The following is a 22,196-nucleotide window of genomic DNA, read 5'->3' as shown; positions in this document are numbered from 1 at the left end:
CTGGACCAGGGTCAGGCCGGCGACAACGTCGGTATCCTGCTGCGCGGCACCAAGCGTGAAGACGTCGAGCGCGGCCAGGTGCTGTGCAAGCCCGGCTCCATCAAGCCGCACACGCACTTCACCGGCGAGATCTACGTTCTGAGCAAGGACGAGGGTGGCCGCCACACGCCTTTCTTCAACAACTACCGTCCCCAGTTCTACTTCCGCACGACGGACGTGACCGGCGCGATCGAGTTGCCAGAAGGCAAGGAAATGGTCATGCCAGGCGACAACGTGTCGATCACCGTCAAGCTGATCAACCCGATCGCCATGGAAGAAGGCCTGCGCTTCGCCATCCGTGAAGGCGGCAAGACCGTCGGCGCCGGCGTCGTGGCCAAGATCATTGCCTGATTTGTGAGGTTTGATGGAGGGGTATAGCTCAATTGGCAGAGCGTCGGTCTCCAAAACCGAAGGTTGTAGGTTCGATTCCTACTGCCCCTGCCACCTGATGGTTGATGTGTATCAGCGCTGAGGGTGGTTTGAAAAGTTAAAAAAGCAAGCCCGCCGGGAGTCAAAACTCCAGGTGGGCTTAAGCGTCTGAAAAGGCGCCCGAAGATTGAACAGGAAATCCGCCGACCATGGCCACTTCTCAAGTTGAAACCGTCAGTACCAGCGCCGACAAGGCCAAGCTGGGTGCGGCCGTTGCCCTGGTGCTGGTTTCGTTGGCGGGCTTTTACCTGCTGGCCAAGCAAGGCCCGGTGGTTCAGTGGGGTGCCCTGATCCTTGGGCTGGTGGCGGCCGTGGCGGTGTTCATGCTGTCCGAGCCGGGTAAGCAATTCGTGGCTTTCGGCCGCGATTCCTGGCGTGAAGTCAGGAAAGTCGTCTGGCCTGCCCGCAGGGAGGCCATTCAAATGACGGCCTATGTGTTCGGTTTTGTGGTGATCATGGCGCTCTTTTTGTGGTTTACGGACAAGACGCTCGAGTGGGTGTTTTACGACCTGATCCTGGGATGGAAACGATAATGAGCGATCTGAATGGCACGGTAGTCAGCGAAGTGGCGGCGGGTACGTCCCTCACGCCGACGCCAGGCATGCAGTGGTATGTCGTCCATGCCTACTCCGGCATGGAAAAAGCGGTCGAACGCAATATCGTCGAACGCATCAACCGCGCGGGCATGCAGTCCAAGTTCGGCCGTTTCCTGGTGCCCACCGAAGAAGTGGTCGAAATCAAGAACGGCCAGAAAAAGACGACGGAACGCCGCTTTTTCCCGGGTTACGTCCTGGTCGAAATGGTTATGGACGATGAAACCTGGCACCTGGTGAAACACACCAACAAGGTGACCGGTTTTGTCGGCGGCGCCAAGAACCGCCCGGCGCCCATTTCTGAAGAAGACGTCCAGAAGATCGTCAGCCAGATGCAGGTCGGCACCGAGAAGCCTCGCCACAAGGTGGAGTTCGAGGCCGGCGAATATGTGCGCGTCAAGGACGGCCCGTTCACCGACTTCAACGGCACGGTGGAAGAGGTCAACTACGACAAGAACAAGGTGCGTGTGTCGGTCACGATTTTCGGCCGCGCCACACCCGTGGAACTGGAATTCAGCCAGATCGAAAAAACGTAATTTCGGTCGGGCAAGTCATTTCGCGCCTTGCAACTCGGCGCGAAACGGTCCTCAGGGGCTGTTTTTGAGTTGTGTAACCCCCGGGGAGCCCGGGCCTGCCTTCACGGCGGCGCTCAGGCGTTATGACCCGCAAGGAGAAAAGTATGGCGAAAAAAATCGTCGGCTTCATCAAGCTGCAAGTGCCAGCTGGTAAGGCCAACCCGTCCCCCCCGATCGGCCCCGCGCTCGGTCAGCGCGGCCTGAACATCATGGAGTTCTGCAAGGCATTCAATGCGCAGACCCAGGGTGTCGAGCCAGGTCTGCCACTGCCCGTGGTGATCACGGCATTTGCCGACAAGAGCTTCACCTTTGTGATCAAGACGCCTCCTGCAGGCGTGCTGATCAAAAAGGCCATCAAGCTCGACAAGGGTTCGTCCACGCCGCACACGGTGAAGGTTGGCAAGATTTCCCGTGCACAGCTCGAAGAAATCGCCAAGACCAAAATGAAAGACATGACGGCTGCTGACCTCGACGCCGCTGTCCGCACGATTGCTGGAACGGCTCGCTCCATGGGCGTGTCGGTGGAGGGTGTTGTATGAGCAAGCTGACCAAACGTCAAAAAACCATTGGCGACAAAATCGACAGCAATAAGCTGTACGCGCTGCCCGAGGCCCTGGGCCTTGTGAAAGAGTTCGCCGTCGCCAAGTTCGATGAGTCCATCGACGTGGCCGTGCAGCTCGGTATCGACGCCAAGAAATCCGACCAGGTCGTTCGCGGCGCGGTCGTTCTGCCCAACGGCACCGGCAAGACCAAGCGTGTGGCTGTGTTCGCACAAGGCGCCAAGGCTGAAGAAGCCAAGGCTGCCGGCGCCGACATCGTCGGCATGGACGATCTGGCTGCCGAAATCAAGGCCGGCAAGATGGACTTCGACGTGGTGATCGCTTCCCCAGATGCGATGCGCATCGTGGGTACCCTGGGCCAGGTGCTCGGCCCCCGCGGCCTGATGCCCAACCCCAAGGTCGGCACCGTGACGCCTGACGTCGCCACCGCCGTGAAGAACGCGAAAGCCGGCCAGGTCCAGTTCCGCGTCGACAAGGCCGGTATCGTGCACGGCACCATCGGCCGCCGCTCGTTCGACACGGCCAAGCTGCAGGGCAACCTGGCCGCGCTGATCGATGCGCTGCAAAAAGCCAAGCCGGCTTCGAGCAAGGGCGTGTATTTGAAGAAGGTTGCGGTTTCGTCGACGATGGGTGTGGGCGTTCGCGTCGACACGCAAACCATCGCAGCGTAATCGCGAAGATTTGGGCGGCCCCGCAAGGGTTGCCCGATGTGGTGGGCTGCCGGGGTTCGTTCCGGCAGGTCATCCAAGACCGTTGGCGCGGCAGGCTTTTGGGCTCGCCGCTTAATCGAAAGACAGCCAACGCAGATGGCGGTCCCGCTGCTTGAATGGTTTTGCAAAGAATCTGAAAACAGTTGGTCGCTGAACATGAGCGTGTTGAAGGGCTGAAGGCCGGCGCAAGCTGGCCGGAACCCGACGGCACATTTTTAAGGAGTAGACCTTGAGTCTCAACCGCAGTGAGAAACAAGCCGTCATTGATGAAGTGACCGGCCTCGCCGCTAAAGCTCAAACGCTCGTGATGGCGGAATACCGTGGTATCACGGTCGCCGACATGACCCGTCTGCGCAGCCAAGCCCGCGACAAAGGCGTGACCCTGAGTGTTCTGAAGAACACCCTGGCTCGCCGCGCCGTGGCCGGTAGCGCATTCGAAGTCGTGTCCGACCAGATGACCGGTCCGCTGATCTACGGCTTTTCCACAGATGCAGTAGCTGCCGCGAAAGTGGTATCTGACTTCGCCAAGACCAACGACAAGCTGGTCATTCGCGGTGGTGCATTCGGTGGCAAGACCCTGGACGTGAACGGCGTGAAGCAACTGGCCAACATCCCTTCCAAGGAAGTGCTGCTGGCCCAGGTGTGTGGCTTGCTGATGTCGCCCATGTCGCGTACGGCCGTTGTGCTGGGCGCCCTGGCGGCGAAAAAGGGTGGCGGCGCATCCGAAGCCCCCGCAGCAGCCTAAGCACTGGCAGCGTAATTACCCAACTTTTTTAGGAAATCAAAATGGCATTCGATAAAGACGCATTTCTGACCGCGCTGGATAGCATGACGGTCCTCGAACTCAACGACCTGGTGAAAGCCATCGAAGAGAAATTTGGCGTGAGCGCAGCCGCCATGGCTGCTCCCGCTGCCGGCGGTGGCGGTGGCGGCGGTGCAGCTGCTGCTGAAGAGAAGACCGACTTCAACGTCGTGCTGGTTGAAGCAGGCGCGAACAAGGTGTCGGTCATCAAGGCCGTGCGCGAAATCACCGGTCTGGGCCTGAAAGAAGCCAAGGACCTGGTGGACGGCGCTCCGAAGAACGTCAAGGAAGGCGCTCCCAAGGCCGACGCAGAAGCCGCCAAGAAGAAGCTCGAAGAAGCCGGCGCGAAAGTCGAACTCAAGTAATTCTTGGTGTTCGAGAAGGCTGGAAGACCGTAGTCGGGCTTCCAGCCTTTCGTGCTTCAAGGAGCACACTGAAAAGGGGATTCAAACCGTCCCTTTTTCAGTTTTCTTCGAAAACTGGCAGGCCTGCAGCCTGTCAGGATTCTCCGAATCCTGGCAAGCCTACCGCCTGACCAGTGTTTTGTAGAAACACTGGAAAGCAGACTTAAACCGTCTGCTTTCCAGTGTTTTCTGACCCCGACTGCAGAAAACGCCTTGGTTCGGGTGACGTGCAATGCGTCGCCGTCCGCCATGGTTGGTAGTGGCCAACCACCAAGCTGCCTGGATACGTGGTGTATCCGGGCACGAGAGTCGCCAGAGCCCATCAACGCGGAGAACTCATGGCCTATTCCTACACCGAACGTAAACGCATCCGCAAAAGCTTCGGCAACCGCGAAAGCGTGTTGACTGTTCCCTATTTGCTGCAAATGCAGAAAGACGCGTACACAGCGTTCCTGCAAGCCGACCGTGCGCCCCAGAAGCGCACCATCGAAGGCCTGCAGGCAGCGTTTGACAACGCATTCCCCATCGTCTCGCACAATGGTTTTGTCGAGATGAAATTCATCGAGTACAACCTGGCCAAGCCCGCCTTCGACGTGCGCGAGTGCCAGACCCGTGGACTCACCTTCGCCTCGGCCGTGCGTGCCAAGGTGCAGCTGATCATTTACGACCGCGAATCTTCCACGTCGCAGTCCAAGGTGGTCAAGGAAGTGAAAGAGCAGGAAGTCTACATGGGCGAAGTGCCCCTGATGACCGACAAGGGCTCCTTCGTGATCAACGGGACCGAACGCGTGATCGTGTCCCAGTTGCATCGCTCGCCCGGCGTGTTCTTCGAGCATGACAAGGGTAAAACCCACAGCTCGGGCAAACTGCTGTTTTCAGCCCGCATCATCCCTTACCGCGGCTCCTGGCTCGACTTCGAGTTCGACCCGAAGGACGTGCTGTATTTCCGCGTCGACCGCCGCCGCAAGATGCCGGTCACCATCCTGCTCAAGGCCATCGGTCTGAACCCGGAATCCATCCTCGCGAACTTCTTCGTGTTCGACAACTTCCGTCTGATGGACAGCGGCGCGCAGATGGAATTCGTCGCCGAGCGCATGCGCGGCGAAGTGGCGCGTTTCGACATCACCGACAAGAACGGCAAGGTCGTGGTCGCGAAAGACAAGCGCATCACGGTTCGCCACACGCGTGAACTCGAGCAGAGCAACACCACCACCATCAGCGTGCCGGAAGACTTTCTGGTCGGCCGCGTGGTCGCCAAGAATATCGTTGACGCCGAAACCGGTGAAATCATCGCCAAGGCCAACGACGAATTGACCGAAGTGCTGCTCAAGAAGCTGCGCGCGGCCGGCGTGCAGGACCTGCAGGTGCTGTACACCAATGAACTCGACCAGGGCGCGTACATCTCGCAAACCCTGCGCGCCGATGAAACGGCCGACGAATTCGCCGCCCGCGTTGCCATCTACCGCATGATGCGCCCCGGCGAGCCGCCGACGGAAGACGCGGTACAGGCCCTGTTCCAGCGCCTGTTCTACAACCCGGACACTTACGACCTGTCGCGCGTGGGCCGCATGAAGTTCAACGCCCGCGTCGGCCGCGATTCTTCCACCGGCCCCATGGTCATGACCAACGAGGACATCCTCGCCGTGGTCAAGATCCTGGTCGACCTGCGCAACGGCAACGGCGAAGTCGATGACATCGACCACCTCGGCAACCGCCGCGTGCGCTGCGTCGGCGAACTGGCCGAGAACCAGTACCGCACCGGCCTGGCACGTATCGAAAAAGCCGTGAAGGAGCGTCTGGGCCAGGCCGAGCAAGAGCCCTTGATGCCGCACGACCTGATCAACAGCAAGCCGATCTCCGCCGCCCTGAAGGAATTCTTCGGCGCGTCGCAGCTGTCGCAGTTCATGGATCAGACCAACCCTTTGTCCGAGATCACCCACAAGCGCCGTGTTTCGGCCCTTGGCCCGGGCGGTTTGACCCGCGAACGCGCAGGCTTCGAAGTGCGTGACGTGCACGTGACCCATTACGGCCGCGTCTGCCCGATTGAAACGCCCGAAGGCCCGAACATCGGCCTGATCAACTCGCTGGCCCTGTACGCCCGCCTCAACGAGTACGGTTTCATCGAAACCCCGTACCGCCGTGTGGTGGACAGCAAGATCACCGACCAGATCGACTACCTGTCGGCCATCGAAGAAGGCAAGTACGTGATTGCCCAGGCCAATGCCGCGCTGGACGAGTCCGGCAAGCTGACCGGCGACCTGGTGTCGGCCCGTGAAAACGGCGAATCCGTGCTGGTCGGCGCCGAGCGCATCCAGTACATGGACGTGTCGCCCGCGCAGATCGTCTCGGTCGCTGCGTCGCTGGTGCCCTTCCTGGAGCACGATGACGCCAACCGCGCGCTGATGGGCGCCAACATGCAGCGCCAGGCCGTGCCCGTTCTGCGTCCCGAGAAGGCCTTCGTCGGCACCGGCATCGAGCGCGTTTCCGCGGTCGACTCCGGCACCGTGGTGACGGCCAACCGCGGCGGCGTGGTCGACTATGTCGATGCCACCCGCATCGTGGTGCGCGTCAACGATGCGGAAGCCCTGGCCGGCGAAGTCGGCGTGGACATCTACAACCTGATCAAGTACCAGCGTTCCAACCAGAACACCAACATCCACCAGCGCCCCATCGTCAAGATGGGCGATAAGCTGGCCAAGGGTGACGTGATCGCCGACGGCGCATCGACGGACATCGGCGAGCTGGCCCTGGGCCAGAACATGCTGGTGGCTTTCATGCCCTGGAACGGCTACAACTTCGAGGATTCGATCCTGATCTCCGAGCGTGTGGTGGCCGAAGACCGCTACACCTCGATCCACATCGAAGAACTCGTCGTGATGGCCCGCGACACCAAGCTGGGCTCCGAAGAAATCACGCGCGACATTCCGAACCTGTCCGAGCAGCAGCTCAACCGCCTCGACGAGTCCGGCATTATTTATGTCGGCGCCGAAGTCCAGCCGGGCGACACGCTGGTCGGCAAGGTCACGCCCAAGGGCGAGACCACGCTGACGCCGGAAGAAAAACTGCTGCGCGCTATCTTCGGCGAAAAAGCCAGCGACGTGAAAGACACCTCGCTGCGCGTGAGCCAGGGCTCGCAGGGCACCGTGATCGACGTGCAAGTCTTCACCCGTGAAGGCATTGTTCGCGACAAGCGCGCCCAGCAGATCATCGACGACGAACTCAAGCGCTTCCGCCTGGACCTGAACGACCAGCTGCGCATCGTCGAGGCCGACGCGTTCGACCGTATCGAAAAGCTGCTCATCGGCAAGGTCGCCAACGGCGGCCCGAAAAAGCTCGCCAAGGGCAGCAAGATCGACAAGGCCTACCTGGCCGACGTCGAGAAGTACCACTGGTTCGACATCCGCCCGGCGGACGACGAAGTGGCTTCGCAGCTCGAAAGCGTCAAGAACGCCATGGAGCAGACGCGCCACAGCTTCGACCTGGCTTTTGAAGAAAAGCGCAAGAAGCTCACGCAGGGCGACGAACTGCCGGCCGGCGTGCTCAAGATGGTCAAGGTCTACCTGGCCGTCAAGCGCCGCCTGCAACCCGGCGACAAGATGGCCGGCCGCCACGGCAACAAGGGTGTGGTGTCCAAGATCGTTCCGGTTGAAGACATGCCCTACATGGCCGACGGCACGCCGTGCGACATCGTGCTGAACCCGCTGGGCGTGCCTTCGCGCATGAACGTGGGCCAGGTGCTTGAAGTCCACCTGGGCTGGGCCGCCAAGGGCCTGGGCCAGCGTATCGGCGACATGCTGCAGGCCGAAGCCAAAGTGGCCGAGCTGCGCAAGTTCATGGAAACGCTGTACAACAAATCGGGCCGCGGTGAAGACCTGGCCAAACTGTCGGATACCGACGTGCTCGAGATGGCCGGCAACCTGGCCAGCGGCGTGCCTTTCGCGACGCCGGTGTTCGACGGCGCTTCGGAAGAAGACATCATGACCATGCTCAAGCTGGCCTACCCGGACGAGATCGCCAAGGCCAAGGGCCTGACGGCGACGCGCACGCAGGCCCAGCTGTACGACGGCCGCACGGGCGACCAGTTCGAGCGCACCACGACGGTCGGCTACATGCACGTCCTGAAGCTGCACCACCTGGTGGACGACAAGATGCACGCCCGCTCGACCGGCCCCTACAGCCTGGTCACGCAGCAGCCGCTGGGCGGCAAGGCGCAGTTCGGTGGACAGCGTTTCGGCGAGATGGAGGTCTGGGCGCTGGAAGCCTACGGCGCCTCCTACACGCTGCAGGAAATGCTCACCGTCAAGTCCGACGACGTGCAGGGCCGTACCAAGGTGTACGAGAGCATCGTCAAGGGCGAGCACGCGATCACGGCGGGCATGCCCGAGTCGTTCAACGTGCTGGTCAAGGAAATCCGTTCGCTCGGTATCGACATCGAGCTGGAACGCAGCTAATTCAACAGGAAAGAAAAGGATTTAACTCATGAAATCGTTACTCGACCTGTTCAAGCAATTCACGCCGGATGAGCATTTCGATGCCATCAAGATCGGCATGGCCTCGCCCGAGAAGATCCGTTCGTGGTCTTTCGGCGAAGTCAAGAAGCCTGAAACCATCAACTACCGCACCTTCAAGCCCGAGCGCGACGGTCTTTTTTGCGCCAAGATCTTTGGCCCCATCAAGGACTACGAGTGCCTGTGCGGCAAGTACAAGCGCCTGAAGCACCGCGGTGTCATCTGCGAGAAGTGCGGCGTTGAAGTCACGCAGACCAAGGTCCGCCGCGAGCGCATGGGTCACATCGACCTGGCCGCGCCGTGCGCGCACATCTGGTTCCTGAAGTCGCTGCCGTCGCGCCTGGGCCTGGTGCTCGACATGACGCTGCGCGACATCGAACGCGTGCTGTACTTTGAAGCATACGTGGTGACCGACCCCGGCATGACCCCGCTGAAGAAGTTCAGCATCATGTCGGAAGACGACTACGACGCCAAGCGCAAGGAATACGGCGACGAGTACACCGCCAAGATGGGCGCCGAAGGCATCAAGGACCTGCTCGAAGGGCTGGACCTGGACGTCGAAATCGAGAAGCTGCGCAACGACCTGACCGGCTCCGAAATCAAGATCAAGAAAAACGCCAAGCGCTTGAAATTGATGGAAGCGTTCAAGAAGTCCGGCATCAAGCCGGGCTGGATGGTGCTGGACGTGCTGCCCGTGCTGCCGCCGGACCTGCGTCCGCTGGTGCCGCTGGACGGCGGCCGCTTCGCGACCTCCGACCTGAACGACCTGTACCGCCGCGTCATCAACCGCAACAGCCGCCTGCGCCGCCTGCTGGAGTTGAAGGCCCCTGAAATCATCGCGCGCAACGAAAAGCGCATGTTGCAGGAAGCCGTCGACTCGCTGCTGGACAACGGCCGCCGCGGCAAGGCCATGACGGGCGCCAACAAGCGCGCGCTGAAGTCGCTGGCCGACATGATCAAGGGCAAGTCGGGCCGTTTCCGCCAGAACTTGCTGGGCAAACGCGTCGACTACTCCGGCCGTTCCGTGATCACCGTGGGCCCGACGCTCAAGCTGCACCAGTGCGGCCTGCCCAAGCTGATGGCGCTGGAGCTGTTCAAGCCTTTCATCTTCGCGCAGCTCGAGTCGCGCGGCATCGCCACGACCATCAAGGCGGCGAAGAAGGAAGTTGAATCCGGCACGCCGGTGGTGTGGGACATCCTGGAAGAGGTCATCAAGGAACACCCCGTGATGCTCAACCGCGCGCCCACGCTGCACCGCCTCGGCATCCAGGCTTTTGAGCCCATCCTGATCGAAGGCAAGGCCATCCAGCTGCACCCGCTCGTCTGCTCGGCCTTCAACGCCGACTTCGACGGCGACCAGATGGCCGTCCACGTGCCGCTGTCGGTGGAAGCGCAGATGGAAGCCCGCACCCTGATGCTGGCTTCGAACAACATCCTGTTCCCCGCCAACGGCGAGCCTTCCATCGTTCCTTCGCAGGACGTTGTGCTGGGCCTGTACTACACGACCCGCGACCGCACCAACGGCAAGGGCGAAGGCCTGGTGTTCTCGGACACCGGTGAAGTCCGCCGCGCGTTCGACGCGGGCGAGCTCGACCTGAACGCCCGCATCAGCGTGCGCCTGACCGAGTACACCAAGGACAAGGCCACCGGCGAGTTCGTGCCGTCGACCAAGCTGTGGGAAACCACCGGCGGGCGCGCGCTGCTCTCCGAGATCCTGCCCAAGGGCCTGCCCTTCTCCAACATCAACAAGGCGTTGAAGAAGAAGGAAATCTCCAAGCTCATCAACGTGTCTTTCCGCAAGTGCGGCCTGAAAGAGACCGTGGTGTTCGCCGACAAGCTGCTGCAGTCGGGCTTCCGCCTGGCGACCAAGGCCGGCATCTCGATCTGCATCGACGACATGCTGATCCCCAAGGAAAAGCCCGCCATCATTGCGCGCGCCCAGAAGGAAGTCAAAGAGATCGAGCAGCAGTATGTCTCGGGCCTGGTGACCTCCGGCGAGCGTTACAACAAGGTGGTGGACATCTGGGGCAAGTCCGGCGACGAAGTGTCCAAGGTGATGATGTCCCAGCTCTCGAAAGAGAAGGTCATCGACCGCAACGGCAAGGAAGTCGAGCAGGAATCCTTCAACTCCATCTACATGATGGCCGACTCGGGCGCCCGCGGCTCCGCCGCGCAGATTCGCCAGGTGGCCGGTATGCGCGGCCTGATGGCCAAGCCTGACGGCTCCATCATCGAAACGCCGATCACCGCCAACTTCCGCGAAGGCCTGAACGTGCTGGAGTACTTCATCTCCACCCACGGCGCCCGTAAGGGCTTGGCCGACACGGCGCTGAAAACCGCCAACTCCGGCTACCTCACGCGCCGCCTGTGCGACGTGGTGCAGGACCTGGTCGTGACCGAAGAGGACTGCGGCACCCAGGAAGGCTCGCTCATGCGCGCCATCGTCGAAGGCGGTGAAGTCATCGAATCGCTGCGCGACCGTATCCTCGGCCGCACCTCGGTTGAAGACGTGCTGCACCCCGAGAACCGCTCGGTGCTGGTCAAGGCTGGCGTCATGCTGGACGAAGACCTGATCGAGGAGCTCGAAGCGGCCGGCGTGGACGAAGTCAAGGTGCGCACCGCGCTGACCTGCGAAACCCGCTTCGGCCTGTGCGCCAAGTGCTATGGCCGCGATCTGGGCCGCGGCGGCCTGATCAACATCGGCGAGGCGGTCGGTATCATCGCCGCCCAGTCGATCGGCGAGCCCGGCACCCAGCTGACGATGCGGACCTTCCACATCGGCGGCGCCGCGTCGCGCGCGGCCATCGCTTCCAGCGTCGAGGCCAAGTCCAATGGCGTGATCGGTTTCAACGCGCCCATGCGCTATGTGACCAACAGCAAGGGCGAGCTGGTGGTGATCGCCCGCTCCGGCGAGATCGTCATCCACGACGAGCACGGCCGCGAGCGCGAGCGCCACAAGGTGCCTTACGGCGCCACGCTGACCGTCAAGGCCGACCAGACCATCAAGGCCGGCGCCATCCTGGCCAACTGGGATCCGCTGACGCGCCCCATCATTACCGAGTTCGCCGGCAAGGTGGCCTTCGAGAATGTGGAAGAAGGCGTGACGGTTGCCAAGCAGGTTGACGATGTGACGGGCCTGTCCACCCTGGTGGTGATCGACCCGAAACGCCGCGGCGCCACCAAGGTGATCCGTCCGCAGGTCAAGCTGATCGACGCCGCCGGCCACGAAGTGAAGATCCCCGGCACCGACCACTCGGTGACCATCGGCTTCCAGGTGGGCGCGCTGGTCCAGGTGCGCGACGGCCAGGACGTGGGTCCCGGCGAAGTGCTGGCCCGTATCCCTATCGAAGGCCAGAAGACCCGCGACATTACCGGCGGTCTGCCGCGTGTGGCCGAGTTGTTCGAAGCCCGTACGCCGAAAGACAAGGGTACGCTGGCCGAGATGACCGGCACCGTGTCCTTCGGCAAGGAGACCAAGGGTAAGGTTCGCCTGCAGATCACCGATCCCGACGGCAAGGTCTGGGAAGACCTGGTCCCCAAGGAAAAGAATATCCTGGTGCACGAAGGCCAGGTGGTCAACAAGGGCGAATCGATTGTGGACGGCCCGGCCGACCCGCAAGACATCCTGCGCCTGCTGGGCATGGAAGAGCTGGCCCGCTACATCGTCGACGAAGTGCAGGACGTTTACCGCCTGCAGGGCGTGAAGATCAACGACAAGCACATCGAAGTGATTGTTCGCCAGATGCTGCGCCGCGTGGTCGTTGAAAACGTCGGCGATTCCAGCTACATCGCCGGCGAGCAGGTCGAGCGTTCCGCCATGCTGGACACCAATGACGCCCTGCGCGCCGAAGGCAAGGTCCCGGCCACCTACAGCAACCTGCTGCTCGGTATCACCAAGGCTTCGCTGTCGACCGATTCGTTCATCTCCGCGGCTTCCTTCCAGGAAACCACCCGCGTGCTCACCGAGGCTGCCATCATGGGCAAGCGCGACGAGCTGCGCGGCCTCAAGGAGAACGTGATCGTCGGCCGCCTGATCCCTGCCGGCACCGGCATGGCTTACCACGAGGCACGCAAGGCCAAGGACCAGATGGACGACGCCGAGCGCCGCGCCATCGCCGAAGCCGAAGCCGCCGAACTGGAAGCCATGCCCGCCGCAGCTGAAACCGGTGGCGATAGCGCCGCTTCCGAGTAAGCCGGCTGGCAAGAAGCTCCCGGCGCCCTGAAAGGCGCCCGGCCCCACACCCTGCAAAGGTGTGGGGCTTTTTTTTGGGCGCCTGCCGTGCGGCCGCCACACCGGGGGGATGGCCGGCTTGCCGATCCGGCCCAAAAGCAGTTAACCTCGCGGCAGCCTTACGGCCTGTTCGCCTATCCGCCTGTTTCCCGTTTTACGGGATCCCCGCACCAAGGAGCCCCATGTCCCTCAGTACGCTTGTCGCCATCGCCGTGTTTGCCCTGCTGGTTTTCTGGGCCGTGGGCGCCTACAACCGGCTGGTGCGGCACAAAAACATCATTGCCAATGCCTTCGGCCAGATTGACGTGCGGCTCAAGCGGCGTTACGACCTGATTCCCAATCTGGTGGAAGCCGCCAAGAAATACCTGCAGCACGAGCAAAGCACGCTGGAGGCCGTGATGCTGGCGCGCAACCAGGCGCGCAGCGCCAGCGATGCCGTGCGCAGCCGGCCCGCCAACGCCGGCGCCGTCACCGCGCTGGCCGCCGCCGAGCAGTCTCTCGATGGCAGCCTGGGACGCCTCTTCGCGGTGGCCGAGGCTTATCCCGAACTCAAGGCCGACCAGACGATTCGTGAACTCAGCGAAGAACTCACGAGCACCGAAAACAAGGTCGGCTTCGCGCGCCAGGCCTATAACGACGCCGTGCTCGACTACAACAATGCGCAGGGGCAGTTCCCGGCCGTGCTGATTGCGCGCACTTTCGGCTTCGCGCCCTCGGCCATGCTGCGCGCCACCGAGAATGCCGCCGAGCGGCAGGCTGTACGCATTCAGATGTGACGGCCGCCAGGTGGTCCGCTCTTTTCCTGTCCGCCGCTGATGCGTTTTTTTGAACGGCAGGAAACCGCCCGCGCCCAGACCCTGCGGCTGCTGCTGCTCTTTGCCCTGACCCTGGTGGCGCTGCTGCTGGGTGTCAATGGCGCGCTGGCCCTGGCCTGGCGGCTGGTGACGCCGGGCTTTAGCGGCTACCCGGCCTATTTCTTTAGCGTCAACACCTCTGTCACCTTGCTGTTTGTGCTGGGCGGCTGGTGGCTGGAGACTTCCGCGCTCAGCAGCGGCGGCGAAGCGCTGGCGCGCCGCGTGGGCGCGCGTGAGGCCTGGCCCGCCAGCCGGGAGCCCGAACACAAGCTCTGCAACATCGTGGACGAATTGGCCATTGCCGCCAGCATGAAGCCGCCCCTGGCCATGGTGCTGCCGCGCATTGATGCGATCAATGCCTTCGCCGCAGGCTGGGGCGAAGACGACGCCGTCATCGCCGTCACGCAGGGTGCGCTCGACAAGCTCACGCGCGACGAGCTGCAAGGCCTGGTGGCCCACGAACTGAGCCACCTGCGCGAAGGCGACACGCGCCTGAACATGCGGCTGGCGGGCATGGTGTTCGGGCTGGAGATGATTTTCAACCTGGGCCGCAGCATGTGCAGCGCCGACGCGAACGGCCAGCGCTCTTTTCTCGCCTTGCCCGGTTTTCCCATCTTGGTCAGCGGTTCGCTGGGCTGGCTGGCGGGGCGCGCGCTCAAGGCGGCGATTTCGCGCCAGCGCGAGTTTCTGGCCGACGCGCGCGCCGTGCAATTCACGCGCAGCCGCGAAGGCCTGGGCGGTGTGCTGCGCAAGGTGGCCGGCGAGGAAGCGCAGGGCATGGCGCCCGCGCGCAGCCTGCACCCTGCCGTGCAGCACATGCTGCTGGTCGATGCCAGCGACAGGGGGCGCTGGTTTGCCAGCCACCCGCCGCTTGCGGAGCGCATCTTCGAGATCTACGGCAAGCCCATGGCGGCACTGTCCACGCAGGACGGGCCGGCTACGCGGCCCGATGCGATTTTCTGACTGCAAGGCCACTTAGCAATGAACGGGTTCTAAGCACATGAGCAATGCTTGGAACGCCGGCATGGCGGCATGCGGCAAAGTACTGGATACTCCCTATAGGGTGCCGGGGGCGCCGCGTTAAATTGTTAGGGCCTGTTAACGCTATTTATGCAAATGCGAATGGGGTGAAAACGGCGCCAATCAAGGCGCGCGACGACGCCCAGACCGGGCGTCTGGGCTAGGAGCGCAACGCCGAGTGGCGCCGTTTTCACCCCATTCCCTCCGGGTTGCGATCAAAAAGGCCTTGCGCGGCGTTGCAAAGCCTTGACGGGGTTCGCCCCGCCTGCGTTTTGCGCCTTGCTCAAGGCCTTTTTGACTCGCAACGCATCTTGCATAAATAGCGTTAACAGGCCCTGGCTCAACAAGAGATATCACCGCCGGTTTAACCCGCAGGAGAGACCCATATGAGAATCCCACGACTCGCCTTGCCGCTGCTTTGCCTTGCGCTCAGCCCCCTGGCCCAGGCGCAAAACAAGGAAGCGCTTTACACCAAGAGCCTGGCCGCCACCTGCGCCAACTGCCACGGCACCAACGGCAAGGTGGTGGAGGGTTCCACCGTCACCTCGCTGGCGGGCCTGGACAAGGGCTACATCGTCGCGCAAATGAACGCCTTCAAGACCGGCACGCGGCCGGCCACCGTGATGCACCAGATCAGCAAGGGCTTTAACGACGCGCAGATCGAGTCGCTGGCCAGTTATTTTTCGGTTCAACAAAAGTGAGGACACCGAGATGAATCGTCGTGAAACCATAAAAGGATCTGCTACTCTCGCCGCCCTTGCGGCAATAGCCGGGGTTGGGTGGCTGTTGCGTGATAACCAAGTCATTCCTTCCAAAGCCAAGGTCGTGGTGATAGGCGGCGGCTACGGCGGCGCCACCGCCGCCAAATACGTGCGCCTGCTGTCCGACCACCAGATCGACGTGGTGTTGATCGAGCCGCAGGATGCTTTCATTTCCTGCCCGATTTCCAACCTCGTGCTCAGCGGCGGCAAGCAGATTGCCGACCTCACGACTTCCTACGCGGGCCTGTCGCGCGCCCACGGCATTACCGTGGTGAAGGACTACGCCAGCGCCATAGACACCGCGAAGAAAACCGTCACGCTGGCCCGCGGCGCCACCATCGCCTACGACAAGCTGGTGGTCTCGCCCGGCGTGGAGCTGATGTTCGGCAGCATAGAAGGCCTCAAGGAGGCCAATGCCTCAGGCCAGGTACTGCAAGCCTGGAAGGCCGGCGCCGAAACCGTGGCGCTGCGCCGCCAGCTCGAAGCCATGCCCGACGGCGGTGTCTACGCCATCACGATTCCCGAAGCGCCTTACCGCTGCCCGCCCGGCCCCTACGAACGCGCCTCGGTCATCGCCGGCTACTTCAAGGCCGCCAAGCCGCGCAGCAAGGTGCTGATCCTGGACGCGAATCCCGACGTCACCTCCAAAGGCCCGCTGTTCAAAAAAGTGTGGGCCGAGCAGTACAAGGGCATTGTTGAATACCGCGGCCAGCACAAGGCCACGGCGGTCGACACCAAGGCCGGCATCATCAGGTTCGACGTGCAGGACGACGTCAAGGCCCATGTGCTCAATGTGCTGCCCGCGATGCGCGCCGGCACCATCGCCGTGCAGGCGGGCCTGAACAACCAGGCCAACAACCGCTGGTGCGGCGTCAACTACCTGACGTTTGAATCCACCGCCGCCAAGGACGTGCATGTGCTCGGCGACTCCATCCAGGTGGCGCCGGCCATGCCCAAGAGCGGGCACATGGCCAACAACCACGGCAAGGTGGCCGCCGCCGCCATTGTGGCCCAGCTCTCGGGCTGGGACGTGAACCCGGCGCCCATGCTGACCAACACCTGCTACAGCTTTGTCGACAACAAGAACGTGATCCACGTGGCCAGCGTGCATGAATACGTGGCCGCCGAAAAAACCTTCAAGGCCGTTGCCGGCTCGGGTGGCGTCAGCACCGGGCCGACCGAGCTGGAGGGTGTCTACGCGCTGAACTGGGCCAGCAATATTTGGGCAGACACTTTGGCCTGATCGGCCTCGGCTGTTTCGATTGCGAGCAGGGGCCGCAGGCCCTGCGCAGTGGGCAACCTTGGGGGCTGGTCTAATACGGGCTGGCCGTCCGTTCCGGGCGGTAGACGTGAGATAGATGCAAGACTCCCCCACCCAAGTCCCCCTGTGGCGCCAGCTGCAAGGAGCCGCTTCCCTGCTGATGGCCGTGCGCGACGGCCAGTCCATGACCGCTGCGCTGGAAGACATTGACGCCGCGCTGCGGCCCGGCGTGCAGTCGCTGGGCTTTCACACGCTGCGCTGGCTGGGCCGCGCCGAGGCCTTGCGCCAGCAGTTGGCCCGCCGCCCACCTCCACCCGAAGCCGACGCCCTGCTGTGCGTGGCCCTGGCCCTGATCTGGACGGAGGAGGGCGCGCCTTACACCTCCCATACCCTGGTCGACCAGGCCGTGGAAGCCGCCAAGCGCGGCGACGCCACCCGGCACCAGGCCAGCTTTATCAACGGTTGCCTGCGCCGCTTCCTGCGCGAGCGCGACGAACTGGTGGCGCGCACCGAAAAAAGCCCGCAAGCCGTCTGGAACCATCCGCAGTGGTGGATAGACCGTGTGCGCAAGGACCATCCCGGGCAGTGGCAGGCCGTGCTGCAGGCCAACAACAGCCGCGCGCCGCTGATCCTGCGCGTCAATGAGCGCAAAACGACGCAGGCCGGCTACCTGCAGGCGTTGGCGACAGCCGGGATAGACGCCTCGCCGGTGGGCCGGCACGGCGTGGTCCTGGCCGCGGCGCGCCCCGTGCCCAGCTTGCCCGGCTTTGCCGAGGGGCTTTTTTCGGTGCAGGATGCCGCCGCGCAGCTGGCGGCGCCTTTGCTGCTGCAGGAACTGGCCAAACCGGGGGAGGGCGATGCCCGACTCCATATCCTCGACGCCTGCGCCGCCCCGGGCGGCAAAACCGCCCACCTGCTGGAACTGGTCGATTGCGAGGTGACCGCCCTGGACATTGACCCCCGCCGCTGCGAGCGCGTGGGGCAAAACCTGCTTCGCCTGGGCCTGCAGGCCGAGGTCCGCGTGGGCGACGCCGGCCAGCCGGACGGCTGGTGGGACGGCAGGCCCTATGACGGTATCCTGCTGGACGCCCCCTGCACCGCCTCCGGCATCGTGCGGCGCCACCCGGATGTGCGCTGGCTGCGCCGGCCCACCGACATCGCCCAGCTGGCCGCCATCCAGGCCAAGCTGCTCCAGACGCTCTGGCCCTTGCTCAAACCCGGCGGGCGCCTGCTGTACTGCACTTGCTCGGTTTTTCGCGCGGAAGGCGACAAGCAGATACAAACGTTTCTTACGCACCACACCGACGCCCTATTAAGGCCCTCGCCGGGGCATTTGCTCCCGCAAAGTGGCGTGGAAGCGACGGTCTTCCCGGACAATTTGATGCGTGAGCACGACGGTTTTTATTACGCACTCCTTGAAAAAAGCGGCCGCTGACGACTGCCGGCGCCTGGGGTATGCCGCTGCGCGCTGGCTGTTGGGTGCCTGCCTCTGCCTCATGCTGGCCTGGGCGAGCGCTCCAGCCTCGGCCACCGAGATCACCCAACTGCGCGTGGAGCGCGGCGAAGACGGCGTTCACCTGTCCGCCCTGGTCCGTTTCGACCTGCCACCGGTGGTCGAAGACGCCTTGCTCAAGGGCATTCCGCTGTTTTTTGTGGCCGAAGCCGATATCTACCGGGACCGCTGGTACTGGACCGACCCACGCGTGGCCAGCACCGCCCGCACCATACGCCTGGCCTACCAGCCGCTGACCCGCCGCTGGCGCGTCAATATCGCGTCCGGGCTGATCACCAGCTCCTCCGGCCTGCGCGCCACCCTGAACCAGAACTACGAAACCCTGGCCGAGGCCTTGTCGGCCATCCAGCGCGTGGCCCGCTGGAAGATTGCCGAAGCCGGTGACGTGGACCCGGATGCCTCATACAAGCTGGACTTCAACTTCAGGCTGGATTTATCCCAGTTGCCGCGGCCCTTCCAGATCGGCGTGGCCGGCCAGCGAGACTGGAATATTTCGGCGCAGGTCAAGGATAAGCTCAGGCTGGAGCCCGCCGCGCCCCAGGCCGCCCCCGCGGCCCCAGGAACCGAGGCCACCAAGTGAACCTGCAGGTCAGCGGCGGCTCCCTCAAGAGCAGCAAGGCGTTTCGCTGGACGGTCGGCGTTGGCATAGGCACCATCGTGGCGCTGGGCCTGGTGCTGATGTTTTTGCTGACGCAAGCCACCGGCAACCGCGAACTCTACGAGCGCAACTACGCGCTGCTGCTGGTGCTCAACATCGCGGTGGCCGGCCTGCTGCTGCTGGTCATCGGCTGGATCATCGTGCGCCTCTTGCTGCGGCTGCGCCGCGGCCGCTTCGGCAGCCGCCTGCTGGTCAAGCTCGCCGCCATCTTCGCGCTGGTCGGCCTGGTGCCGGGCCTGATGATTTACGTGGTGTCCTACCAGTTCGTCTCGCGCTCCATCGAAAGCTGGTTCGACGTGGAAGTCGAGGGCGCCCTGGCCGCCGGCCTGAACCTGGGCCGCGCCACGTTGGACACGCTGGCCGCCGACCTCGGCAACAAGACGCGGCAGGCCGCCACGCAGATCGCAGAAACGCCCGACGCCATGGCTGGCCTGGCGCTGGAGCGCCTGCGCGACCAGCTGCAGGCCAGCGACGTGGTGCTCTGGAGCCCCTCGGGCCAGGTGATCGCCAGCGCCGGCGACTCGCGTTTCCTGCTCAAGCCCGAGCGACCCTCGGTGCAACAGCTGCGCAGCGCGCGCACGCAGCGCGTGGTCACGCAGATCGAGGGCCTGGACGAAGTGGTGTCCGCCGGCAACGGGGAACTGACGGCGGGCGCCAGCGGCCCGCCGGCCAACGCCGGCAACGCGCCGCGCGTCAAGGCCGTCGCGGTGGTCAACAGCCCGAATGTGAATGTGCTGGGCGATGCACGCTTTTTGCAGGTGACCCAGCTGCTGCCGGAAGGCCTGGTGGCCAATGCCGTGGCCGTCCAGGAAGCCAACCGCGAATACCAGGAGCGCGCGCTGGCGCGTGGCGGCCTGCGCAAGATGTACATAGGCACGCTCACGCTCAGCTTGTTCCTCGCCGTGTTCGGCGCGGTGCTGCTGGCGGTGCTGCTGGGCAACCAGCTGGCCAAGCCGCTGCTGGTGCTGGCCGAAGGCGTGCGCCAGGTGGCCCAGGGCGACCTCACGCCCAAGGCCGCATTGCAAGGCAAGGACGAACTCGGCGGGCTCACGCGCTCCTTCGCCGACATGACGCAGCAGCTCTCCGACGCGCGCACGGCGGTGCAGCACAGCATGAGCCAGGTCGACGCGGCGCGCGCCAACCTGCAGACCATCCTGGACAACCTCACGGCCGGCGTCATCGTGCTGGACGTGCGCGGTCGCATCCAGTCCAGCAACCCGGGCGCCACGCGCATCCTGCGCGCGCCGCTGGCGGCCTACCACGGCCAGTCGCTCGGCGAAGTGCCGGGGCTGGGCGTGTTCGCCAAAGATGTGCTGGCCCAGTTCGCCGACTACCTCAGCGACGCCGCGCCGCACGGGCTGGAGCACTGGCAGCAGTCGTTCGAGCTCAACGCCGCCATGCCTGGCGCGCCCGACAACGCCATCACGCTGATCGCGCGCGGCGCCGAGATGCCCGGCACCGAGGAATTCCTGCTGGTGTTTGACGACATCTCCGAAATGGTCTCGGCCCAGCGCGCCCAGGCCTGGGGCGAGGTGGCGCGCAGGCTGGCTCACGAGATCAAGAACCCGCTCACCCCGATACAGCTGTCGGCCGAGCGCCTGGAAATGAAGCTCACCGGCAAGGTCGGCGAGGCCGAGCAGCAGCTGCTCACCAAATCCGTCAAGACCATCGTGGACCAGGTCGATGCCATGAAGCGGCTGGTCAACGAGTTCCGTGATTACGCCCGGTTGCCCGCCGCCGAACTCAAGCCCGTGGACCTCAATGCCCTGGTTGCCGACGTGATGCAGCTCTACCTGCACGACAACCTCAGCGACGGCCATGGAGGACGGCGCAGCGATGCCGCGGCGGCCGTGCCCGTCGTCACCGAACTTGATCCCAAGGCCCCGCTGATCCAGGGTGATGCCCAGCAGCTGCGCCAGGTCATCCACAACCTGCTGCAAAATGCGCAGGACGCCCAGGAAGGCAAGGAGGGCGCGCTCGTCACCCTCAAGACCGAATATTCGGAGGCCTCAAAGCGCGTGCGCCTGAGCGTGCGCGACAAAGGCACCGGTTTCCCCGAGCACATCCTCAAGCGCGCCTTCGAACCCTATGTCACCACCAAGGTCAAGGGCACGGGGCTGGGGCTGGCGGTGGTCAAAAAAATCGCCGACGAGCACGGCGCGCGCATCGATATTTCCAACCGCTTAGTGGACGGCGCCGTGCAAGGTGCGCAAGTGTCGTTATCATTTGCAGTTGTGGCTTAACAACACATTCAGTAACACTTCGATTTCAAGATCCGCACGGCATCGCAACAACAGGCAGGCAGCAATTCAATCATGGCAAATATTCTGGTGGTCGACGACGAGCTGGGCATACGCGACCTTCTCTCAGAAATTCTCAATGACGAAGGGCATCAGGTCGAGCTCGCAGAAAACGCGGCCCAGGCCCGCGCCGCACGCGGGCGTTCCAGGCCCGACCTGGTGCTGCTGGACATCTGGATGCCCGACACCGACGGCGTGACGCTGCTCAAGGAGTGGTCTTCCAGCGGCCTGCTCAGCATGCCCGTCATCATGATGAGCGGCCATGCCACCATAGACACCGCCGTCGAGGCCACCAAGATTGGCGCCATGGCTTTTCTGGAAAAGCCCATCACGCTGCAAAAACTGCTCAAGGCCGTCGAGCAGGGCCTGAGCAAGGCCTCCCCGCGCAAACCCGCCGCCCTCAACAACAATTCCGCGATGCCCCTGGCCGACCTCACGGTGGAAGCCGTGATGACCGGCGGCAGCTTGCCGGCGCCCGTCGACCTGGGTCCCCAGGCCACGCAGAGCTTTCTGCTGGAAAAGCCGCTGCGCGACGCGCGTGACGAGTTTGAGAAAGCGTACTTCGAATTCCACCTGGCCAAGGAAGGCGGCTCCATGACCCGTGTCGCCGAAAAAACCGGCCTGGAGCGCACCCACCTGTACCGCAAACTGAAGCAGCTGGGCGTGGACCTCACGCGCGGCAAACGCGGCATCTGAGCTTTTGCGGCCGGCCTGCCGGGCACCCCTCGCGGGTGATATATAATCTAAGGCTCAGGCCCGGTAGCTCAGTCGGTAGAGCAGAGGATTGAAAATCCTTGTGTCGGTGGTTCGATTCCGCCCCAGGCCACCAGATGCGCAAGCCCTTGATTCCTAACGGATTCAAGGGCTTTTTTGATTTCTGGCGTGTCGCTTTCCCCTTTGTGCCGGGATACTTGGGGCCCTTAATGCTGCGGCAATATGGAGACTCGCGGGATTGGCGCATTTCCAGGACGCGCCGCC

At 63.4% G+C, this 22,196-nt stretch carries 16 protein-coding genes, 2 tRNA genes and 1 pseudogene; all 19 read left to right on the top strand.

All coding sequences use genetic code 11. The features are described from left to right. Nucleotides 1–390: pseudogene (tuf, locus tag BLQ85_RS21875) on the top strand (elongation factor Tu); the annotation flags it as partial. A 17-nt stretch (nucleotides 391–407) separates the two neighbouring features. Continuing rightward, a tRNA-Trp gene (locus BLQ85_RS21870) sits at nucleotides 408–483 on the top strand. A gap of 134 nt (nucleotides 484–617) precedes the next feature. Then, a complete protein-coding gene (secE, locus tag BLQ85_RS21865; protein ID WP_074580069.1) occupies nucleotides 618–1,001 on the top strand; it encodes a preprotein translocase subunit SecE in 384 nt (127 codons plus the stop codon). Between the two features lie 68 nt (nucleotides 1,002–1,069). Continuing rightward, on the top strand, nucleotides 1,070–1,597 hold the full coding sequence (gene nusG / locus BLQ85_RS21860) for a transcription termination/antitermination protein NusG (RefSeq protein WP_369751959.1): 528 nt from the start codon (nucleotides 1,070–1,072) through the stop codon (nucleotides 1,595–1,597). Nucleotides 1,598–1,740: 143 nt separating this feature from the next. After that, on the top strand, nucleotides 1,741–2,175 hold the full coding sequence (gene rplK / locus BLQ85_RS21855; protein ID WP_007871338.1) for a 50S ribosomal protein L11: 435 nt from the start codon (nucleotides 1,741–1,743) through the stop codon (nucleotides 2,173–2,175). Continuing rightward, nucleotides 2,172–2,867: a 50S ribosomal protein L1 gene (rplA, locus tag BLQ85_RS21850; protein ID WP_074580068.1), complete on the top strand. Its 696-nt coding sequence runs from the start codon at nucleotides 2,172–2,174 to the stop codon at nucleotides 2,865–2,867. The genes rplK and rplA overlap by 4 nt, the downstream gene beginning before the upstream one ends. 268 nt (nucleotides 2,868–3,135) lie before the next feature. Further along, nucleotides 3,136–3,651: a 50S ribosomal protein L10 gene (rplJ, locus tag BLQ85_RS21845; RefSeq protein ID WP_074580067.1), complete on the top strand. Its 516-nt coding sequence runs from the start codon at nucleotides 3,136–3,138 to the stop codon at nucleotides 3,649–3,651. A gap of 41 nt (nucleotides 3,652–3,692) precedes the next feature. Further along, nucleotides 3,693–4,073 (top strand): 50S ribosomal protein L7/L12, encoded by a 381-nt coding sequence (rplL, locus tag BLQ85_RS21840; RefSeq protein WP_074580066.1) that lies wholly within the window; start codon nucleotides 3,693–3,695, stop codon nucleotides 4,071–4,073. Between the two features lie 377 nt (nucleotides 4,074–4,450). Further along, on the top strand, nucleotides 4,451–8,563 hold the full coding sequence (gene rpoB / locus BLQ85_RS21835; protein WP_074580065.1) for a DNA-directed RNA polymerase subunit beta: 4,113 nt from the start codon (nucleotides 4,451–4,453) through the stop codon (nucleotides 8,561–8,563). A gap of 28 nt (nucleotides 8,564–8,591) precedes the next feature. Then, nucleotides 8,592–12,812, top strand: a complete 4,221-nt coding sequence (rpoC, locus tag BLQ85_RS21830) for a DNA-directed RNA polymerase subunit beta' (RefSeq protein WP_074580064.1) — start codon at nucleotides 8,592–8,594, stop codon at nucleotides 12,810–12,812. A gap of 221 nt (nucleotides 12,813–13,033) precedes the next feature. After that, nucleotides 13,034–13,627, top strand: a complete 594-nt coding sequence (locus BLQ85_RS21825; RefSeq protein ID WP_074580063.1) for a LemA family protein — start codon at nucleotides 13,034–13,036, stop codon at nucleotides 13,625–13,627. 39 nt (nucleotides 13,628–13,666) lie between these two features. After that, a complete protein-coding gene (locus BLQ85_RS21820; protein ID WP_074580062.1) occupies nucleotides 13,667–14,668 on the top strand; it encodes a M48 family metalloprotease in 1,002 nt (333 codons plus the stop codon). Nucleotides 14,669–15,111: 443 nt separating this feature from the next. Further along, nucleotides 15,112–15,426, top strand: coding sequence for a c-type cytochrome (locus BLQ85_RS21815; RefSeq protein WP_074580061.1), 315 nt, complete (start codon nucleotides 15,112–15,114; stop codon nucleotides 15,424–15,426). Between the two features lie 10 nt (nucleotides 15,427–15,436). Next, the gene (locus BLQ85_RS21810; protein ID WP_074580060.1) at nucleotides 15,437–16,729 is read left to right on the top strand and encodes an NAD(P)/FAD-dependent oxidoreductase; all 1,293 of its coding nucleotides are present in this window, start codon (nucleotides 15,437–15,439) and stop codon (nucleotides 16,727–16,729) included. A 115-nt stretch (nucleotides 16,730–16,844) separates the two neighbouring features. Then, a complete protein-coding gene (gene rsmB / locus BLQ85_RS21805; protein ID WP_074580059.1) occupies nucleotides 16,845–18,182 on the top strand; it encodes a 16S rRNA (cytosine(967)-C(5))-methyltransferase RsmB in 1,338 nt (445 codons plus the stop codon). Further along, nucleotides 18,133–18,840: a DUF4390 domain-containing protein gene (locus BLQ85_RS21800; RefSeq protein WP_083336951.1), complete on the top strand. Its 708-nt coding sequence runs from the start codon at nucleotides 18,133–18,135 to the stop codon at nucleotides 18,838–18,840. The genes rsmB and BLQ85_RS21800 overlap by 50 nt, the downstream gene beginning before the upstream one ends. Beyond that, entirely contained in the window at nucleotides 18,837–21,161 is a 2,325-nt protein-coding gene (locus BLQ85_RS21795; RefSeq protein WP_074580058.1) for a sensor histidine kinase, read from the top strand. Before BLQ85_RS21800 ends, BLQ85_RS21795 begins: the two co-directional genes overlap by 4 nt. 72 nt (nucleotides 21,162–21,233) lie before the next feature. Continuing rightward, nucleotides 21,234–21,914 carry a response regulator gene (locus tag BLQ85_RS21790; RefSeq protein ID WP_074580057.1) on the top strand — a complete coding sequence of 227 codons (681 nt, stop codon included), beginning with the start codon at nucleotides 21,234–21,236 and terminating at the stop codon, nucleotides 21,912–21,914. A gap of 57 nt (nucleotides 21,915–21,971) precedes the next feature. After that, nucleotides 21,972–22,047, top strand: a tRNA-Phe gene (locus tag BLQ85_RS21785). The last annotated feature ends 149 nt before the right edge of the window (nucleotides 22,048–22,196 follow it).

The organism is Polaromonas sp. JS666, assembly GCF_900103405.1.
GTDB lineage: Bacteria > Pseudomonadota > Gammaproteobacteria > Burkholderiales > Burkholderiaceae_C > Polaromonas.
The sequence above is the reverse complement of the archived record's forward strand: the minus strand, read 5'-3'. Positions and strand labels throughout refer to the sequence as shown.